This is a genomic window from Paraliomyxa miuraensis, assembly GCF_026337845.1.
In the GTDB taxonomy this organism is placed as follows: domain Bacteria; phylum Myxococcota_A; class Polyangia; order Nannocystales; family Nannocystaceae; genus Paraliomyxa; species Paraliomyxa miuraensis.
The window spans coordinates 142,243-161,336 of record NZ_JAOVZF010000149.1 but is presented as its reverse complement, the minus strand read 5'-3'; the positions used below and the strand labels follow the sequence as shown (position 1 = coordinate 161,336).

Genomic DNA, 19,094 nt, shown 5'->3' with positions numbered 1-19,094 from the left:
CCGCGCGCCCGTGCCCCTCCCCGACCAAGGGAGGCCGTTGGTGACCGAGCCGACGCAGCCGTCTGCACCCTCCGAGCATGCCGGCTTCGCGGCAGGGCTGCCCCCCGGCGAGGCGCTGCGGCTCGGCGAGCGCCTGGGCCAGGGTGCGGTGGCCTCGGTGTTCCGCGTGCATGGGGCCGATGGAACGACCTACGCCGGCAAGATGCTGCACCGGTCGCACGAGCAGGACGAGGCTGCCGCCGCTCGCTTTGCGCAGGAGGCCGAGCTGCTCGAGGGGCTCTCGCACGAGAACCTGGTGCGGGTCCACGGCCGGGTCGAGCTCGAGGGGCAGCGGGTGCTGCTGATGGAGCTGTGCGAGGGCCCGACGCTGGCGGAGAGGATCGCACGCGAGGCCCCGATGGGGCACGAGCAGGTGCGGGAGCTCGGGCGCGCGCTGTCGTGTGGGCTCGCGTATGCACACCAGGCGGGGATCGTGCATCGCGATCTCAAGCCCTCGAACGTGCTGCTGGCCGGGGGAACGGTGCCCAAGATCGCCGACTTCGGGATGGCGCGAGCCAGCTCGCTTGCCGGGGTGGGAGCGCACGCGCTGACGGTGCTCGGCACGCCGGACTACATGGCGCCCGAGTGCCTCGATCCGCTCGCGGTGGATGCCCGCACCGACCTCTATGCGCTGGGATGCATCCTGTTCGAGATGCTCACGGGACGGCCGCCGTTCTCGGCCGCGACCCCGCTGGGGGTGCTCGCCGCCCACCGCGACGCGCCCGTGCCCCCGCTGCCCCCCGAGGTGCCCCCACCGATGCGCGCGCTCGTGGCCGGGCTGCTGGCCAAGGCCCCCGGCGATCGACCCCAGGCGGCGCAGGCCGTGCGCGAGGCGCTCGAGGCCATGCGCGGCGGAGCCCTGGCCACGCGGGACGAAACGGAGCTGGTGGCCACGGCTGGCGATCGCTGCGGCGCATGTGGGGCCCCGCTGGTGGTGGCGCTGGGGGTGTGTGTCGACTGCGGACAGGAGATCGCGCATCTCGAGGGGGGAGCGCACACGGTGCTGGTGACGGGGCCCGGCGAGCCGGGCGACAAGCTCGATGCGACCCTGCGCGAGCGGCTGCGGCAGTGGCTGACCGACAACCCGAGCCTGGGGCTCACCCCCGCCGACAACCTCGTCAAGAAGATCCCGCGGGTCCCGTTCCCCGTGACGGGGCGGGTGAGCGAGCGCAGCGGTCGCAGCATCGTGCGCGCGCTCGAGCGGCTGGGCATGCAGGCGGCGCTCGTCGAGGGAGGACCGCTGGCATCCAAGGCCATGCGGACCAAGTCGCGCGCGTTGATGGGGCGCGCCGCGCTGATCGTGCTGAGCGCATCGGGTGGTCTTTGGCACATGGGATGGGTGGCCGCGGCTCTGGTCGGCGCCTCGGCGGTGGGCGCGGGCGTCATGCTGGTGTCGGCCACCCGTCGGGTCACGCGGGACGAGGGCGCCATGGCCCGACCGCTGCCGGCTCCGGTGCGGCGAGCGATCGACCGGGCGCGAGCGGGCCTGCCCGCGATCGAGCAGCGGCGCCACCGCCAGGGGCTGCGCGCGGTGCTGCGGCGCGCGGTGGATCTGTGCTCGGACGTCGCCGACGATGACGAGGCCGCCGAGGAGCTCGCGCGTGCATGCGACGCCGCGCTCGCCGCCACCGCCCGGCTCGACGAGCTCGACCGCAGGCTCGCGACCCTCGATCGCGACAGCGCCAGCAAGGACGCGCGCGCGCTGCTGCATGCGCGCGACACCTGGGCCTCGCGGCTGCTGTCGCTCACCGCCACCCTCGACACGCTGGCCATGCGACGGGCGGCGGCCGGAGCCCGACGAGGCCTGCACGAGGACGAGGAACGTCTCGAGCGCCTGCGGGCCCAGGTCGAGGCGCTGGCGGAGGTACAGAGCACATGACCGGACCAGCCCCCATCGCCGTCTCGACCGCCCCGACCGCGGCCTTGCCCGAGTCGCTCGGGCTGGTCGTGGTCGAGGGTCCCACCCGCGTGGGGTCGGAGCTGCGCTGGCGCGTGCTCGACGAGGGCCGAGCCGCCGTGCTCGCGCAGCTGCTGCCCGAGCTGGCCCGCGATCCCTCGCTGCGCCGCCGCTACGTCCGCGACGTCGAGCGCGTGGCCGAGCTCGCGCAGGCACGGCGCCCGGCCAGCGAAGCGAGCCGGCCGGACGCCGGGGGCAAGGGCGGGCTGCCCATCGTACGACGCAGCGGTCCCTCGCCCGATCCTCGCGACCCGAGCAGCGCGCCGCCGTGGCGCCTGCGCGACGATCCCCCGGGAGAGACGCTCGAAGCCTGGCTGATGCGACGAGGCCCGGTCCCCGTGGACGAGGCAGCCGACGTGATCGCGCGCATCGCCGACCAGCTCCACGCGCTCCACGAGCGAGGGGCAGTGCTGCGCGACCTCGATCCCCGGCGCGTGGTGATGGGCGAGGACGCGACGATCTGGCTGACCGACGTGGGCCTGTCGCGGGTCGACGTGCTCTCCACCCGCACCGCGGCGAGCCTGGTGCTCGAGGGCTCGCCCTACGGCGCCCCCGAGCTGCTGGTCCACACCATCGTGGATCCTCGCGCCGATCTCTACGGGCTGGGCGTGGTGCTCTACCGGGCCCTGACCGCCGAGCTGCCCCACGGCGACACGCCGTCGCTGCTGCGACCACCGGGACCGGCGCCTCGCGTGGCACGGCTGCGCCCGGATGTCCCCACCTCGGTCGACGAGCTGGTGGCGCGCTGCCTGGCCGAGGACCCCTCCCATCGCCCGGCCAGCGCGGCCGAGGTGGCCGATGCCCTCCGCGGTCGCGCCGCACTGCCCGGCCTCGCTGAGCGGGTGGCCTGCCACGGGTGCGGTGCGACGCTGCGCGTGGGTCAGCGGCTGTGCACCCAGTGCGGCAAGCTGGCGGTGCAGTTCACCCTGGCCGCGACCGAGGCCGAGAGCCACGGCATCGAGCTGCGCAAGATCGACGAGCGCGCCGAGTCGCGGGCCCACCTGCAGCAGGTGCTCCAGGCCGTGGCCGATGGCCCCCTGCCCCCGCTCAACTTCCTGGTGGGCGACGCTCGCATGTACTCCAAGCAGGAGCGCGAGCGGCTGCTCAAGCTCCCGGCTCGTCTGGTCGACGGCCTCACTCGCGAGGGGGCGCAGCGGCTCGAGCAGCGGCTGCGGGCCACCGGAATCGAGACGCGCGTGGTGAGCTGGCAGCCGGGCCAGCGCAAGCTCCAGCGCAACGAGCGGATCGGGCTCATCGTGGGCGGCGGAGCGGGAGGGCTCGCGGCGGTGATCGCAGCGGTGGCCGCCGGAGGGATCCTCGGCACGTTGCTGGCCGTGGGCATCCTCGTGGTGACGTTCGCCGTGCTGCTGGGTGTGGCGCATGCGATGCGCAATCGCGGGGTGCGACGGCTGGCCCCCGCGCTGGTCGGCCTGCGTCCCGAGCCGGCCGCCTTGCCCGCGTCCGATCCTCTGGTGGCCCGCCTCGCCGCGCTGCTTTCCGGCAAGCCCTCCGAGGATCTCCGCGAGCAGGTGGGCGAGCTCGCGTTGGCGATCCAGCGGCTGGTGGACCACCGAGCCCGCAACCTCGGCGAGGCGGCCGAGATCGATGCGGTGACCGCCCCCGTCGACGAACTGGTGCGCCTCATCGAAGCGCAGGTCGAGGCGATCGGACGCATCGACACCGAGCTGGCCACGCTCGACGAGGGCGCGCTGGTCCGGGCCCTCGCCGCCGCCGAGGCTCGTCGCGACCCGCCACCGGCTCGTGAGGAGCTCCTGCATGGGCTCGATCGGCTGCGCGCGCTCGAGGACGCGCGATCCCAGCGCTTCCATCGCCTGCTCGAGGCGAGCCGCCTGTGCCGTCGCGCGGTGGAGCTGGGGCTCTCGGTACGGGATCCCGAGGCCGAGCACGAGCGACAGGTGGCCGCCGCCCTCGCGGTGCTCGGGGGCGGCGAAGAGGAGCGCCGGGCGCTGCCACGGGCCGGCGACGAGGATCCCGCCCGAGGCTTGGGCTAGTTGCCGTGAAGCACCTTGTAGGCGCGCTCGTGGCTCGCCCGCACGCCGCGAGCGCTCGCGGGAGAGGGTGTTGGGACCGGTTGCGGGGCCTCGTCGACCCCCATGGCGATGCTTCCGGTCTTGCCCTTGGCGCCGCTTCGTCGGTCCACGGCGACCGGCTGCGGTGCGAGCCCGGGCAGGGTGGGACGCAGCTCCACCAGATCGTCGAGCAGCCGGGCGAGCTCGGCATCGGGCATGGTCTCGGAGAGCGTCCGTCCGGCGCCGAGCGTGCGATCGAGCATGGCCTGCGCACCCTTGACGTCGCCCGCCCGCGCCATCGAGACGATCTGTAGGGTGGCCGCCGCCGTGGTCGCTCGGGCCGCGGCCACCGAGACATCGAGATCGACCCCCTTGGCGAGTTCCTCGGCGTCGGCCGTGGCGCGAGCCGAGACGAACGTGCGCCGCTCCATGCCCGCGGAGGTCCGCGCATCCGCGTAGGTCACCACCCCATCGAGCAGCTCCACGGTGGCGCCATCGCGATGCTCGCTCACCGCGAGCCGCACGATCACCTGCTGCGTGTCGCCTTCGGCGAGATCGGGCAGGCCCAGCACCGCACTGCGTCCGCTGTAGCCGATCGAGAACCCGGGCACGTCGACGATGGCGACGCCTGGCCCGGGGGTGAGGGTGAGGGCCACGGCACGCGCGGCCAGCCGATCGATGCTGAGGACCTCCTCGCGAAACACGGAGGCGACCTTGGTCGGATCCTCCACGAAGTGGAACTTGCCCCCCGAGTTCGCAGCGATCTGCCCCAGCAAGGTCTCGTGGTACTCGAGCCCGAGACCCAGCGCGGTGATCGGCACGCCCACGTTGCGCGCCTGCTGGGCCAGGCCCATGATCGGCGCCTCGTCGTTGGGCACGCCATCGCTGACCAGCACGATGCGATTGATCTCCCCCTGGCGAGCCTGCGACTGGACCTGCTGGAGGCCCGCCGCGAGGCCACCGGCGAGATCGGTGGTGCCCGTGGCCTTCATCCGCTCCATGTCGGTGCGGATCGTCGGGCGGGTCTTGGCGTCGAGTACGGTGGCGGGGACCAGCACTTGCGGCGAGGAGCCGAAGGTGATCACCGAGAGCACGTCACCATCGCGGAGATCACCCAGGAGCGTGAGGGCAGCGGCACGAGCCTGGACGATCGCATCTCCCTCCATGGAGCCCGAGGTGTCGACGACCAAGCCGATGTTGGCCCGTGGTCGCTCGGTGTCTCGCGACTCGGGGCTGTGGATGCGAATGCGCGCCAGTACCTCGCCCGCGCGGCCGGCCTCGACGAAGCGATTGGCCAGGTCCCCCGTGACCTCGAGCTCGATCGGCTGCACCGCGGCGGCTTCGGGCGCCGGCACGACCGGGGCTCCGGGGGCGACCGGCGGGACAAGGTGAGCCCGGTTGGGGGTACAGGCGGGCACCAGGGCCGCAGCCACGAGCAGCAGGACGGGGAGGGTTCGCAATCGCATGACGAGATCCGGGCCCCCGAACGCCGGCCATCCCGAATGACTTACGGGGTGGCTCGTGGGCTCGGGTGCCGGCCCCCGAACGCACGACCCCACCAACCGAGCTACCCCGGGGGTGGAATCGTCGTGATATCGTTCGGCCCGCATGACGGCGTCCCGGCCTTCGGCCAACCGAGCGGGTGCGGCCCTCGTGGTGGTGTGTTGCGCCGCCGACGACGCGGATTCCCTGCGCGACACCCTCGCATCGCTGCGCAGCGATGGCCTCGAGGTGGACTTGGTCGAGGGTCTCGACCAGGACCCCAAGCAGCTCACCGAAGTCATCGATCGCCGCGCGGGCGAGGGGCTCTACGTGCTGTGCCGCAGCCCGAGGCTGGGGCGCGAGCTGGTCGAAGAGCTGCGCGAGATCCTGCTGTCTCGACACATTCCATTCGCGCGCACGCTCACGGTGGCCGTGGGCGGCCGCGGGGCGCTGGCCGACCGGATCCGCTCGGGCCTGCGCCGGGCGAGCACCCGCACCACGGGCCCCAACCGCCCCCTGGGATCGGAGGCGACACCCGAGCTGGTGTCGACCGGACGCTCGCGGCCGCTGCGCACGACCAACGCGACCGAAGACGAGGAGCCCACGCTGGTGGGCAAGCTCGATGCGCTCGGCTCGCGTCGCCCGACCTCGCATGCGGCCAAGCCCCTGCCGCCACCGCCAGCATTGCCGGGCCCCCCGCCCAAGCCTCCATCCCCCCCGTCCTCGGTGGCTGCGCCGGCACCCGAGCCCCTCCGGGAGGAGTCGGTGGTGGAGGCGATCGACGACGATCCGGCGTCCGACGAGCCCGCCTCGCTCAGTGATCCCGCGCTGTCGGCCAACGAGCTGGATCTGTCCGATCTGGATCAGACCGGATCGCGGCGCCCCTCGGGAGTCGAGAACACTTCGGTGAGCCTCTCCCCTGCCTTGATCACGGGCAACACGGTGGTCGGTCCTGCCCCCGCGATGATCACGGGCGACACCCTGCAGGGCGAGAAGCTACCGCCGCAGATCAAGGCCCTGGCCGAGCGCTGGCCACCACCGCCACCGTCGCCGCCCGCCCCCGCCAACGCCACCGGCAATGCTCCCGCCAATGCTCCCGGCGGCCCGGTGGGCGGGCCCTTCGAGTTCGAGCCCACCACTGCGCCGTTCGACCGGATCTCCCTTCCCCCCAAGCCGAACCCTTCACTCCCCACGCCCCCGCCACCGCCACCAACGACCGCCGGGCCCTTGCCTCCGACGGCGCCCATGTCCGCGCCCGTCGCTCCGGCCGCGCCGTCGCCGATCGCCCCCACCCCCTCGATCGCCCATGACGTCGCGCCCGCCGGTCGCCGCTCCATGCTGCCGTGGGCGCTCGGCGGCGTGGCCATCCTCTTGCTCGCGCTCGTGATCGGTCTGGCCGTGTCCGGCGACGACGATCCCGAGGTCGCGTCGGCCGAGTCGTCGGCCAACGACGAGACCTCTCCGCCCTCGACTCCGGCCGAAGGCGACCCGGGCCAGACCAAGGCCGCCGAGGAGTCCGCGCCAGCGGGCCCGCGCAGGTATCGGGTGATCGACGCGCTCGCGGCCCGCAAGGTGCGAGCGCTCGACGTGCTGCTGATCGCGACCGACTACGGCAAGCCGGGTGACTACACCGCCGCGGCGGCCTACTGCGGCGGTCTCGAGATCGAGGGGCTCGTCGACTGGCGCCTGCCCCAGATCGGCGAGCTGTCCTCGCTGGCCGAGGCCAGCATGATCGGTCGGGGCATGTACTGGTCGAGCACCGCCTCCGACACCTTCGGCGACGGCCACATGGCATGGAACGTACGCCGACGCCACGCTCAGCCGTACGACGACGATGCGATCGCCGTGTGCGTGCGCGGGGGAGCGAGCGGCTCATGAGCATGGACTCCGACCCCCAGGGGCTGCGGCTGATGGTGTACGACCGGAGCTGCCGCGGCCGGCCGGCGCTCCCCGGGCTCTCGCACGCGTGGTGGGCCGGCGCTCACCTCTACCGCAGCCTCGGGCGCCTCGATGCCTACCGCGGCGTCGACAGCTGGGACGAGGCGCTGGAGTGGCTGGCGAGCGTCGACCCCACCAGGCCACTGGCCGAGGTGCAGTACTGGGGCCACGGCAATTGGGGCTCGGCTCGGGTGCGCAAGCAACGGCTGGATCGCAGCGCGCTCGAGCCCAAGCACTCGCTGCATGCTCGACTCGCGGCCGTGCGCGATCGAATGCTCCCGGACGCACGCGGGCTGTGGTGGTTTCGCACCTGCGAGACCTTCGGCGCCCGCCCCGGTCAGCGCTTTGCGTCCGAGTTGGCCGACTTCCTCGGAGCGCGGGTCGCCGGGCACACGTTCATCATCGGTCACATCCAGAGCGGCCTGCACACGCTCGCCCCCGGACAGCGCCCCTACTGGGACGAGGACGAGGGCCTGCGCGAGGGCTCACCCGAGGTGCCGCTGCGCGCTCGTTGGTCGCGGTGGAAGGCGCCCAACACCATCACCTGCCTGCGCGGCACGATTCCACACGGGTATTAGGCCGTCGGGGCCTACCGTCGGGGCCTAACGCCGGGGCCTAACGCCGGGGACGGCAGCGCAGGTTCCCCGGCTCGCAGCGAAAGCGCACGTGCATGTGGTCGACGTGCCCGTTCTCGTGGTGCAGCAGGGGAGACTGCTCGGGATCCGCTCCCGGCACGTAGAAGTAGCGAGCGAACTCCTCGGGCGACAGCTCGGCGCGCGCCACCGGCTCGAGCAGCCGCTGCAGCTTGCGGCTCATGAAGATGTGCTGGACCTCGCCGGTGTCGACCAATGCCTTGATGAGGAACCAGTTCTTCTCCACGTCGAAGGTCTGGGCCGTGGCGCGCTTCCACTGCCACGCGGGCTGGTCCGGCGTGGGCTCGACGTCGAGGACGTAGCCCAGGTCGACGTCCCGCCCGGCACGGTGCGAGACATGCGGGTGCGCCCGACCGCCGCGCCGCGACGACAGCTCACCCACTCGGACCGGCGGCGCTTCCTCGAACGCCTCCCCGTAGCGGTGGAAGGCGGTCACCATCGCCTCCACGGCGTTGCGCGAGCCATAGGCCCGGGTTCGCCGCTCACGAAGGGTCCAGTAGGGCCCCTCGGGCATGGGCAGGCCGTGCTGGAGGCGCCCTCGGTTGGGTGAGCCGATCGAGCGCGTGGGTCGCTCCTCGTCGTGCTCGTAGACCCGCACCTGCATGCCGGCATGCACCGAGGACATCGCCCCGAGCTCCGGGTTGAGCGCCCGCAGCTCGTAGAGCGGCAAGCCCCAGCGCGACGAAAGGGTCTCTGCGCTCTCGTCGAAGGGCGCGGTCCACCACACCTCGCGGTAGGGCTCGTCGACCTCGGACTCCTCGGTCTCTTCTTCGTCGGGCGGCTCGACGGGACCCATGGCCGTGGGCGCCGTGAGTTCCTCGAGCAGCGGCGGCACCACCACCACCGTGGGCGGCGACCCGTCGCTCTCGATTGCCGAGAGAGGCTCGCTGGCCGTGGCCACCTGCTCGTCGCTGGCGAGCAACGGCACCAACAAGATGAGGGAGCGCAACCTCACCACCGCGGCGACGGTACCCAAGCCACGAAGGGGCGGCTACCCCCATCCGTTCCGAAAATTTCGCGGGCCAGCCCCCCGTATTGGCCCGATTCGTGGTCCCGATCGCTCTTCCACGATGGGGCGAGCTTCCCGCCAGTCGAGGGGCCCGATGGGGCAACACTCCGGGCGCATGAGGTCCCTTTCCTGGGCTTACAATCGCCGACATGCCGTACTTGGTCTGGCGCCTTGGTGCTCTCCCGTGGGTCTGCGGGTCCTTGCTCCTCACCGGTTGCCCCGACGACCCCGTGCCCGCCACCGAGACCTCGGACGGCAGCAGCTCGGACGACGCCACCACCACGACCACGCTCACCACGAGCACGACCGTCTCGCTCGACTCCAGCTCGGGGCCCGCGACCACGACCACCGTGGGCGACACGGAGGCCAGCACTGGCCCGGGCACGACCACGACCCCCACCTCGTCGTCGGCCACGGTCGGCGACACGGGCGAGATCGCGGTCTGTGGCAACAACGTCATCGAGGGCGACGAGGTCTGCGACCTCGCCCAGATCAACGGCGAGACCTGCGAGTCGCTCGGCTACGAGGGAGGGCAGCTCGGGTGCCTGCTGACCTGCCAGGACTACAACCTGCTGGGCTGCTTCATCTGCGGCAACGAGGTGATCGACATCGCCGAGGACTGCGAGGACTCGGTTCCCGAGGAGGTCACCTGCCAGTCGCTCGGCTTCGAGGACGGCTGGATCACATGCGGCAGCGACTGCCTCTACGACCTCAGCGAGTGCTCGATCTGTGGCGACGGGATCGCGTCGGGCCCCGAGCAGTGCGACGGCATCGACTTCAGCGGGGAGACCTGCGCCTCGCAGGGCTTCGACGGCGGCAACCTGGCCTGCAACCTGCTGCAGTGCGCGTTCGTGTACTCCGGGTGCTCGGGCGGTCAGTACCTCCAGAACTTCGAGGCCAGCCTCAACATCCCCATCGAGTTCGACGTGGACGCGGTGGCGCCGTGGGTCGTGGTCGAGGCGATGCCCATCGCGGGGGCTCGCTCGGCACGCTCGGGAGCCCTGCCCGTGGGCGGCACGACCAACCTCACCCTGCAGGCCGCGTTCGCAGCGGCAGGTACGGTCTCGTTCGACCACCGCGAGTCCACCGCGGCCGGCTTCGACTTCCTCTACTTCTACGTCGACGGGATCCAGATGGGCTCGTGGTCGGGCATCAACGCCGCCGCCAACTACATGGGCCCAGTGGCCGCCGGCAACCACACGTTCCAGTGGCGCTTCTTCCGAGAGGGCTTCATCAACGGGGGCACCGACCAGGTCTGGGTCGACAACATCACCCTGGTGGGCGGCGTACCGCTCTGATCGCGCTCGACCCCCTGCGCGGGCCCGACGGCTACGGGGCAGCCATCACCCGTGCGGACGCCCCGGCGCGCAACAGGCCCACCAGCGCCGCCGTGGCCGACGATGGGGTGCGGTCGCGCAGCACGACCACCCAAAATCGGCGTGCGACCGGCGTGCCCGGCAGCGGCACCAGCTCCATCCGTCCCGCGGCGAGCTCGTCGGCGACCGCGTGACGCGACACGAACGAAAGGCCCATCCCCGCCAGCACGCAGCGCTTGGCGGCCTCGGTGCTGCCCACCACGGTGCGGGCGGGGCCATCGTCGTCGACCGCAACGCGCGACAGGATGTCGGCCACCGCCGCGCGGGTGCCCGAGCCCTCGCCGCGCAGCACCAGCGGCACGCGGCGCAGCGCTTCTTCGTCGAACGATTGCCCGGGGACCACGAACGGATTGGGCGACGGCCCCACCAGCACCACCTCGTCCTCTGCGAACGGCTCGGCCTGCAGCGCGCGATCGGGCGGACGTCGACCCACCAGCGCGAGGTCGCACTCGCGAGCCATCAGCGAGGCCAGCGCCCGCGAGGACTCCGAGACCTCGACCCTCACGCTGACGCCCGGGTGCGAGAGCCTGAGGCGGGCCAGGAACGGAGGCAGCAGGTACTCGCCGGGGATCGTCGATGCCGCCACCACCACGCGCCCGCGCTGCCCGTGGCTCTCGGCCCGCAGCGCCTCGACGGCCTCGCCGCGCAGCGTCCACAGCCGCTCGGCATAGCCGCGCAGCAGCTCGCCCGAAGGGGTGGCGCGCACGCCATCGCGACCGCGATCGAGCAATCGCGCGCCCACCGACGACTCGAGGCCCTTGACGTGAAAGCTCACCGTCGACTGCGACAGGCCCAGGGCCTCGGCCGCCCGCGTGAAGCTCCCGTGCTCGAGCACGGCCAGGAGCGTGCGCAGCTGATCGAACTCCATCGTGCGCCTGCCGCTACTTGGTCCCGAACAGGCGGTCGCCCGCGTCGCCGAGGCCCGGCAGGATGTAGCCGTGATCGTTGAGCCGCTCGTCGATGGCCGCCGTGAACACGGGCACGTCGGGGTGGACGGCGTGGAACGCCGCGATGCCCTCGGGGGCCGCGAGCAGGCACGCGAACTTGATCCGCGATGCCCCCTCCTGCTTGATGCGGGTGACCGCCGCCGCCGCCGAGTTGCCGGTGGCGAGCATGGGGTCGACCACGATCACGGCGCGATCGGCCAGGTCCGACGGCACCCGAAAGTAGTACTCGACCGGCGCGAGGGTCTCGGGGTCGCGATACATGCCCACGTGCCCCACGCGGGCCGAGGGCAGGATCTTGGTCATGCCGTCGAGCAGCCCGGTGCCCGCACGCAGTACCGAGATCAGCACCACCTTCTTGCCCGCGAGGAACGGGGCCTTCATCGTCATCAGCGGCGTCTCGATCTCGTGCAGCTCGAGCTGCAGGTCGCGGGTGACCTCGTAGCCGAGCAGCATCGCGATCTCCTGCAGGAGTGCACGAAAGTTGCTGGTGCTCGTCTCCTTGCGCCGCATCAGCGACAGCTTGTGCTGGATGAGGGGGTGCTCGATGCAGTGAACCTCGCCGGCCATCGTCGTCGCCTCGTGCCGCGCCAGAGGTTGGCGAAGCGGGGCAGCGATGTCGAGGGGGCGGGCGTGAGCTGACTCGGGCGCGACCTCGGGGCGATCGGTGCACCACGCGCGGGCTCGTGGCGACGCTCAGCGGCCGCGTCCGGCCTCCCACAGCGCCTGCTCGCTCGCCAGCCCCCATGCTCGCATCACCACCCGCGCCACCACCGAGGTCTGGCTGATGAGGAACGCCACCAGGATCTTGAACGGGTTGCCTTGATCCGCCCCGGGCGCGAGGAACGAGTAGAGCACGAGCAAGGCGAGCCCGATCGCTCCGAGGATCGCGGCGATGCCGACCACCGCCCTGGCACGCCGCAGGCAGAGCCGCAGCCCCTCTCGCAACGCCGACCCCGCCGAGCACGAGGGATCGGCCACCGCGATCACCTTGGCGTAGTCCACCACCCAGCGGATCGCGAGCACCAGGCTCCACACCAGGGCGTACTTCCCCAGCAGCCACGCCGCATGCACGCGCTCGTCGACCACGTCGCGGCACCAATGCTCCACGAGGCGCGACAGCATGGGGAGTGCGCTGCCCAGCACCAGCGCCCAGCCGATCCAGCCCACCGCGGCCACCGACAGCAGGCGCCGAAAGTGGACCGCCCCCAGCGTGATCACCCCGCGCCGGTCGCCGCCAAAGCGCGCCAGCAATCCCCCGCCGAGCCAGACCCAGCCGAGCAGATAGAGCAGACCCGCCACCACCAGCGGCAGCGGCAGGTCGAGCAACGCGCCCTGCACCAGCGCATCGAGCGAGCGCAGCACGGCGCCGATCCCCACCACTCCGGCGTCGAACGTGGCCTCGAGTCCCTCCGCCCGGGTGCTGAACGAGGCGTGCCACAGCCCGTCCCACCCCTGCAGGAGGCGCTCGGCCGCCTCGCGGTGCTCGAGGGACTCGCGCAGGCCAACCTGCAGCGCGGCCGCCAGCGACAACGAGAGCAGCAGGCTCAGCCCGTAGGCCGCCAGCACCTGCGGCCATGCATCGCGCACGCGGTCCCAGCCCCGCGACACGGCGGCCCGCGCCGAGCCGGGAGGAGGACCGGAGGCCGGGGACAGCGAGGAATCGTTGGTCTCGTGGCTCGACATGGACCCGGCTCCTCAGGCGAAGAAGGCAAAGCCCTCCATGGCATGCTGCACCCACAGCATCCACTTGCTGGCCCACTTGGTGGCGGCCAGACCGGCCGGCGCCTCGCGGAGCCACGCGTTGTTGGTGAACTCGGTGTCGAGCACCAGCACGTGCCCGGGATCCACCCGCACTCGATCGACGCGACCGGGATGCTCGTAGCGGTAGGTGTGCCAGCGCTCCTGGCCGTCCCAGTGCTCGACCTTGCGCGTGCCGTCGGAGAACGTCACCTCCACCGCCAGCGGGAACCGCCCCTCCCCCCAGCGGCGCACGGTGACGGCCGAGTGCCAGGAAGGTTCGTCGGTCCGATCGCCATGCGTGCCGTCGGCCTCGCCCTTGGCCGGCTCGACATCGGCGTACCCGAGCGGCACCTCGTCCTCGCGCCAGCTCGCCACCTCCCCGACCGCGTAGTCGAACACCACCGTGTCGTCCCAGACCTGATCGAAGAACCACTTCAAGCGCTGGCCGCTGACCAGCTCGGCCACGGCAAAGAAGTCCTGGGGCTCGGGGTGGGAGAACGCGTAGGTGCGAAAGTAGGTCGACATCACCCGCTGGAAGCTGGTCCAGCCCAGGTAGCCCTCGAGCGTGCGCAGCGTCGCCGCGCCCTTGTTGTAGGCGTTGACGTGGTAGCCCCCCGGCCCCGTGCGCCACGAGGGCGTCGACTGGGGATCGCGCTTGAGGCTGCTGTGCATGCCCGCATGGGCGTCCATCCCGGCCGTGCGCTCGGGCGGCACCACGGTGGGCAGCGCCACCGCGAACAGGCCCTCGAGGTAGCGCTCGACCCGAGCGTGGGCCGGAAACGCCGCCTCCAGCGTTCGCGTGGTCGAGTAGGTGTTGAAGCCCTCGTCGAGCCAGGCGTGCTCGAACTCGTCGTTGGCCACCATGCCATACCAGAACTGGTGACCCGCCTCGTGCACGGTGACGCCCTCGGGGCTGCGCGACAGGAGCGGCGACTGCCACCGCGTCCCTCCGGTGAACAGCGTGGGGTACTCCATGCCGCCGGTCTTGGAGCGATAGGCCGGATCGACGATGGTGATGTGATCGTAGGCGTAGGGTCCCCACCAGCGCCCGTAGTGCTCGAGTGCGGCCACCGTGCCCGCGAAGTAGCGCTCGCGATGCGCGGCGTGATCGGGCATCAGCAGCAGCCGCATGTCCACCGGGGGCAGCCCCTCGACCTCGAAGCGTCGCTCGTGCACCGAGAAGTGCGGGCTGGCCGTCCAGGCAAAGTCGTGCACGTCCTCCTGGACGAAGCGGTGCACGGTCGCCTCGCCGCGCGCCTGGGTCTCCAGCTCGCGACCGGTGGCTCCCACCACCCACGCCGCGGGCAGCTCGAGCGACACGTCGTAGACCCCGAAGTCGGCGAAGAACTCGGTCTGGATGAACTGATGGCACGCCCACTGGCCGTCGGGCCGAAGCACGCCCACCTTGGGAAACCACTGGGCCACCAGCACGTAGTCGCCGTGGAAGCCGGTACGCGCGAACGTCCGGGGCAGCTTGGCGTCGAACCGGAGCTCCACCTCGATGGTCTGGCCGGGCTCGACCGGACGCGGCAGGGGCACCCGCAGCACCGTGCGATCGTCGAGGTTGCCGTCGTCGGGGGCGATGAACTCGGCGCCCGCCGACAGATCCTCGCGCTCGGCCTCGCCCGCGCCGCGCAGCTGGATCTCCGACACGTCCACGAACGCCCAGCCGTCGTCGGGCACGTGGTCGAAGCCACGCCCTTGCTCTCGAGCACGGCGCAGCCACGAGCTCCGGTCGTTGCGCCACGCGTTGTAGTAGAGGTGATAGCGCAGCTCTTGCGTGGGGTGCTCGGTGATGTTGGTCCAGCGCAGCACCTGGGTTCCCTGCAAGCGCTTGGTCCCGGGATCGAAGCGCACCTGCATGGTGTAGTTGGCGTTGCGCGGGCTCCTCGGGCCCTGCGGCCAGGGCTGGGGCGCCACCTCGACCGAGGAGGGTCCATGCTCCCCCATCTCCGACGAGGGGCCGGGCGCCACCACGGGAGCGAGCCGGACCGGCCGCGGCGCAGCCGCGACCTCGCCCACCGCGGGCGCGGCCAAGCACGGAACCAGCAGCAACCACGGAGCGGCGGGGCGGGCTCGCATCATCGTTGCGACGACGATACCAATGTTGCGGACCCTCATCATCGGGCCCATCTGCGACGGTGGTACAGTGCCCGTACGCGCCGATGCCCGGGTTCCGATCGCCTCCATGGCTCAGCCCAGCGCTGCCCCTGTCCGTGATCGTCAAGCTCGTGGGCGCCGTGGGGTACGCGGGGGCCCTCCTCGAGCTGCTGTCGCAGCAGATCTTCCTGCCGCGGCGGATCCCGCGAGCGCTGCGGGGCTACGAGCCCACCGAGCACGACGTGTTCGTGGCCGTCTACCCCAAGAGCGGGACCAACTGGGCGATGCAGATCGCCCAGCAGATCGCATACCGGGGCGCCGCCGAGTTCGATCACATCCACGACCTGGTGCCCTGGCCCGAGGCTCCGTTCCCCAACATCGTGCCGATGTCCGACCGCTCGATCGTCGACCGCTGCCCCACGGGGCTGCGCGTGATCAAGACCCACCTGCTCGCCGACCACGTGCCGTTCTCCCCGCGGGCCCGGTACATCACGGTGATCCGCGATCCCAAGGAGGTGCTCGTCTCCAGCTACCACTTCTTCACGGGGGTGTTCGGCCTCGGCCATCGGATCTCGGCGCAGGAGTGGTTTCGGCGCTCCACCAAGGGGGGACCCATCGGCCGCATGTGGGCCGAGCACGCCGCGGGCCACTGGGCGCGTCGCGAGCGCCCCAACGTGCTCGTGCTGACCTACGGCGAGATGAAGGCCGATCTCGAGGGCTCCGTGTCCCGCTTCGCCGAGCTGATGGGCGTGTCGCTGAGCGACGAGCAATTCGCCGAGGTCGTGCGGCGGGCCAGCTTCCCGTACATGAAGGCGCACGACGATCAGTTCGGTCCGCCGCGCCTGCCCCTGACCCGGCGAGATCAGGTGCCCCCCATGGTGCGGCGCGGGGTGGCCGGAGACTCCGGCGAGATGCTCGACGCCGATCAGCGTGCGCTCGTGGATCGCCAGAGCCGGGCCTTCCTGGCCGAGCTCGGCTCCGACCTTCCCTACGACGAGCTGTTCGGCCCGAGAACCGATCCCCGACCCGAGTAGGCCCGCATCTTCGCGGTACCATGGGCAACCGATGTCCAACGGGCTGGACGAGACCGTCGAGGGCGACGTGACGCCCCCACCCTCGGAGCGCTCGCCCTCGCTCCAGGACACGGTCGCACCCGCAGGCATGGCCCCCTCGCCGCGGCCTCGGCCCCTGCGTCATGCCACCACGCCGGAGAAGGGCACGCTCATCGGCCGCTACGTGGTCCTCTCCCGCCTGGGGGCCGGAGCGATGGGGGTGGTGGTCGCAGCCTACGATCCGCAGCTCGATCGCAAGGTCGCGCTCAAGCTGCTGCGCGGTCGCAGGCGCAGCGGCGAGCAGGACCGGATCCGGCTCCAGCGCGAAGCGCAAGCCCTCGCCCGCCTGAACCACCCCCACGTGGTGTCCGTGCACGACGTGGGCGTGCACGACGGTCGGGTGTTCGTGGCCATGGAATTCGTGGAAGGCAAGACCCTGACGCAGTGGCTGGCCGAGCCCGACGGGCCTCGCCCCTGGCCCCAGGTGCTGCCCGTCCTCGCGGCCGCGGGCCAGGGCCTGGCCGCGGCCCACGCCGAGGGCCTGGTCCACCGCGACTTCAAGCCCGACAACGTGATGATCGGCGACGACGGTCGCGTGCGCGTGATGGACTTCGGCCTCGCCCGGAGCACGGCCGTGCACTCCGAGGAACGCGACGAGAGCAGCCTTCCCTTCGCGGCCAGGTCCGGTGCGTCGAGCATGTGGATCACACGAGCAGGCGGGATGATGGGCACGCCCGCTTACATGGCGCCCGAGCAATTCGCGGACATCGACGTGGACGCACGCAGCGATCAGTTCTCGTTCTGCGTGACGCTCCATGAGGCGCTCTACGGAGAGCGACCGTTCCCCGGCGAGTCGATCCCGGAGCTGGCGGCGGCCGTCACCACCGGAGCACGCAAGGACCCACCGCGTGGCATCGACGTTCCCGGCTGGCTGCACCGGGTCGTGGTGCGGGGCCTGGACCCCGACCCGGCGGCCCGCTTCCCGTCGATGCCGGCGCTGCTGGCCGAGCTCGGGGCCGCCGAGACCCGACGACGACGCACGCGACGGGCACTCGTCGTCGGCGGACTCCTGGGGCTCGCGGGGCTCGCGGTGGGGGTGGCTCGCTACGACCATGTGCGGCGCGTCGCCGAGTGCCACGCGCACGGCGATGGCATCGACGAGGTCTGGAACGAGCAGACCGGGGCCGCACTGCGAGAGGGTCTGCTCGCCACCGGCGTGGCCTATGCCCCGGCGGTGGCCGACCGGGTCGCCCCCTGGTTCGAGAGCTACGCCGAGTCCTGGCGCGAGCACGCCACCGAGGCCTGCATGCGCGCCTCGGTGCACCAGACCTGGAGCCCGGCCGTGCTCGACAAGGCGCAGTGGTGCCTCGAAGACCGGCGGCGTGGCTTCGCGGCGCTGGTCGGTGAGCTGACCCAGGCCAACGAGCTCGTGGTGCAGAGCGCGATCCAGGTCGCGGCCGGCCTGCCCCCGCTGCTGCCGTGCGTCGACGATGGGTCGCTGGCCACCATGCCCACACCGCCCGCGCCCGAGCTCCGCGCGCAGGTCCACGCCGTGGGCGAGCGCATCGATCAGGCCATGGCCCTCGACCGCGCCGGCGACTACGCCCAGGGGCTGCGGGTCGCCGAGCAAGCGCAAGACGAGGCCGAGCGGCTGGGATGGGCGCCGCTCCTGGCCGGCACCTCGAGGATCCATGCCAACCTGCTCGGCCAGCGCGCCGAGTACGACCGGGCCGAAGCACTGGCGGTGCGCGCCTACATGGTCGCGGTGCGCACGGATGCATGGGACACGGCAGCAACGGCGGCGACCGACCTGACCAACCTCGTGGGCAGCCAGCAAGCCCGCTCCGACGACGGCAAGCTCTGGGCCGAGCATGCTGCGGTCGCCATCGAGAAGGCCCGCGATCCGCTCCAGCTGCGCGAAGCGGCCCGGCTCAACAACCTGGGCAACATCTACTACGCCCAGGATGACGCCGAGCAGGCCAAGGCGCACTACGAGCAGGCGCTGTCACGGTATCGCGAGGCGCTGGGGCCCCGTCACCTGCGGGTCGCCGACTCCTTGAACAACCTGGGCAACGTCCACACCAAGCTCGATCAGACCGCCGAGGCCAGGGCGCTCTACGAGCAGAGCCTGGCCATTCGACGCGAGGCCCTGGGCTCCGGGCATCCCACCGTCGCCTCGAGCCTGACCAACCTCGGGGTGGCCTACGCCAATGCCAAGGACTACGCACGGGCCAAGGAGCTGTTCGAGCAAGCGCTGGGCGTCATCGAGCACGCCCGGGGAGCCCGGCACCCCGAGGTGGCCACCAACCTCAACAACCTCGCGTACATCCATCGCATGCTCGGGGAGCACGCCGAGGCTCGACCGCTCTACGAGCGCGCCATCGACATCAAGGAAGCATCGCTCGGCAAGACCCATCCTTCGTTGAACACCTCGCTGCACGGCCTGGGCCTGGCCCTGCTCGCGCTGGATCGGCCCGAGGCCGCCATTGCCCCGCTCGAGCGGTCGACGGCCCTGGACGTGCCGCTCGAGAGTCGCGCGCTCGCGGGCCTCGATCTGGCGCAGGCGCTGTGGGACGCCTCCGAAGGGGCGGGACGTGACCGGGCACGCGCGCACGAGCTGCTCGAGCGGCTCGGCACCGAGGTGGCCGAGCACGACGAGCCCTTCAAGGCGCGGCGGGAGCTGCAAGAGCGGATCGAGGCCTGGCGATCCCAGCATCGCGACCCCTCGGTCGCGGTCCGATCACAGTGAGCTCGAGGCGCGACCCGCAAGC

General features: G+C 71.9%; 13 protein-coding genes. 7 read left to right on the top strand and 6 right to left on the bottom strand.

What is annotated here, in order from left to right:
- Positions 1 to 40: 40 nt before the first annotated feature.
- Together OEB96_RS16375 and OEB96_RS16370 are read left to right on the top strand one after the other, a co-directional pair.
- Positions 41 to 1,918, top strand: coding sequence for a serine/threonine-protein kinase (locus OEB96_RS16375; protein ID WP_266216843.1), 1,878 nt, complete (start codon positions 41 to 43; stop codon positions 1,916 to 1,918).
- Positions 1,915 to 4,008 (top strand): serine/threonine-protein kinase, encoded by a 2,094-nt coding sequence (locus tag OEB96_RS16370; protein ID WP_266216842.1) that lies wholly within the window; start codon positions 1,915 to 1,917, stop codon positions 4,006 to 4,008. The genes OEB96_RS16375 and OEB96_RS16370 overlap by 4 nt, the downstream gene beginning before the upstream one ends.
- On the opposite strand, the gene OEB96_RS16365 is transcribed toward OEB96_RS16370, so the two are convergent.
- Entirely contained in the window at positions 4,005 to 5,492 is a 1,488-nt protein-coding gene (locus tag OEB96_RS16365) for a vWA domain-containing protein (protein WP_266216840.1), read from the bottom strand. The genes OEB96_RS16370 and OEB96_RS16365 overlap by 4 nt on opposite strands.
- Before the next feature lie 142 nt (positions 5,493 to 5,634).
- Between OEB96_RS16365 and OEB96_RS16360 the strand changes: the two genes are divergently transcribed.
- Positions 5,635 to 7,386, top strand: a complete 1,752-nt coding sequence (locus OEB96_RS16360) for a hypothetical protein (protein ID WP_266216838.1) — start codon at positions 5,635 to 5,637, stop codon at positions 7,384 to 7,386.
- Entirely contained in the window at positions 7,383 to 8,024 is a 642-nt protein-coding gene (locus tag OEB96_RS16355; RefSeq protein ID WP_266216837.1) for a hypothetical protein, read from the top strand. Before OEB96_RS16360 ends, OEB96_RS16355 begins: the two co-directional genes overlap by 4 nt.
- 37 nt (positions 8,025 to 8,061) lie before the next feature.
- Here OEB96_RS16355 and OEB96_RS16350 read toward each other — a convergent pair whose 3' ends face one another.
- On the bottom strand, positions 8,062 to 9,054 hold the full coding sequence (locus tag OEB96_RS16350; protein ID WP_266216835.1) for a penicillin-insensitive murein endopeptidase: 993 nt from the start codon (positions 9,052 to 9,054) through the stop codon (positions 8,062 to 8,064).
- Positions 9,055 to 9,257: 203 nt separating this feature from the next.
- Here OEB96_RS16350 and OEB96_RS16345 point away from each other — a divergent pair, with 203 nt between their 5' ends.
- Entirely contained in the window at positions 9,258 to 10,406 is a 1,149-nt protein-coding gene (locus OEB96_RS16345) for a hypothetical protein (protein WP_266216834.1), read from the top strand.
- Positions 10,407 to 10,437: 31 nt separating this feature from the next.
- Here the strand turns inward: OEB96_RS16345 and OEB96_RS16340 are convergent, their stop codons facing one another.
- From OEB96_RS16340 to OEB96_RS16325, 4 genes are all read right to left on the bottom strand, one after another.
- Positions 10,438 to 11,352 carry a LysR family transcriptional regulator gene (locus tag OEB96_RS16340; protein WP_266216833.1) on the bottom strand — a complete coding sequence of 305 codons (915 nt, stop codon included), beginning with the start codon at positions 11,350 to 11,352 and terminating at the stop codon, positions 10,438 to 10,440.
- Between the two features lie 13 nt (positions 11,353 to 11,365).
- Positions 11,366 to 11,998 (bottom strand): uracil phosphoribosyltransferase, encoded by a 633-nt coding sequence (upp, locus tag OEB96_RS16335; protein ID WP_266216831.1) that lies wholly within the window; start codon positions 11,996 to 11,998, stop codon positions 11,366 to 11,368.
- Positions 11,999 to 12,124: 126 nt separating this feature from the next.
- Positions 12,125 to 13,114, bottom strand: a complete 990-nt coding sequence (locus OEB96_RS16330; protein ID WP_266216830.1) for a hypothetical protein — start codon at positions 13,112 to 13,114, stop codon at positions 12,125 to 12,127.
- 12 nt (positions 13,115 to 13,126) lie between these two features.
- Positions 13,127 to 15,256: a M1 family metallopeptidase gene (locus OEB96_RS16325; protein ID WP_266216828.1), complete on the bottom strand. Its 2,130-nt coding sequence runs from the start codon at positions 15,254 to 15,256 to the stop codon at positions 13,127 to 13,129.
- Between the two features lie 131 nt (positions 15,257 to 15,387).
- On the opposite strand from OEB96_RS16325, the gene OEB96_RS16320 reads away from it, so the two are divergent.
- Together OEB96_RS16320 and OEB96_RS16315 are read left to right on the top strand one after the other, a co-directional pair.
- Positions 15,388 to 16,305, top strand: coding sequence for a sulfotransferase domain-containing protein (locus tag OEB96_RS16320; RefSeq protein WP_266216827.1), 918 nt, complete (start codon positions 15,388 to 15,390; stop codon positions 16,303 to 16,305).
- 31 nt (positions 16,306 to 16,336) lie between these two features.
- Positions 16,337 to 19,072 carry a serine/threonine-protein kinase gene (locus OEB96_RS16315; protein WP_323137409.1) on the top strand — a complete coding sequence of 912 codons (2,736 nt, stop codon included), beginning with the start codon at positions 16,337 to 16,339 and terminating at the stop codon, positions 19,070 to 19,072.
- The last annotated feature ends 22 nt before the right edge of the window (positions 19,073 to 19,094 follow it).

Coding starts and splice junctions, on each gene's coding strand:
- OEB96_RS16330 (WP_266216830.1), bottom strand. CDS start 13,114: ATGTCGAGCCACGAGACCAACGATTCCTCGCTGTCCCCGGCCTCCGGT.
- OEB96_RS16340 (WP_266216833.1), bottom strand. CDS start 11,352: ATGGAGTTCGATCAGCTGCGCACGCTCCTGGCCGTGCTCGAGCACGGG.
- OEB96_RS16365 (WP_266216840.1), bottom strand. CDS start 5,492: ATGCGATTGCGAACCCTCCCCGTCCTGCTGCTCGTGGCTGCGGCCCTG.
- OEB96_RS16355 (WP_266216837.1), top strand. CDS start 7,383: ATGAGCATGGACTCCGACCCCCAGGGGCTGCGGCTGATGGTGTACGAC.
- OEB96_RS16345 (WP_266216834.1), top strand. CDS start 9,258: ATGCCGTACTTGGTCTGGCGCCTTGGTGCTCTCCCGTGGGTCTGCGGG.
- upp (WP_266216831.1), bottom strand. CDS start 11,998: ATGGCCGGCGAGGTTCACTGCATCGAGCACCCCCTCATCCAGCACAAG.
- OEB96_RS16360 (WP_266216838.1), top strand. CDS start 5,635: ATGACGGCGTCCCGGCCTTCGGCCAACCGAGCGGGTGCGGCCCTCGTG.
- OEB96_RS16325 (WP_266216828.1), bottom strand. CDS start 15,256: ATGATGCGAGCCCGCCCCGCCGCTCCGTGGTTGCTGCTGGTTCCGTGC.
- OEB96_RS16315 (WP_323137409.1), top strand. CDS start 16,337: ATGTCCAACGGGCTGGACGAGACCGTCGAGGGCGACGTGACGCCCCCA.
- OEB96_RS16370 (WP_266216842.1), top strand. CDS start 1,915: ATGACCGGACCAGCCCCCATCGCCGTCTCGACCGCCCCGACCGCGGCC.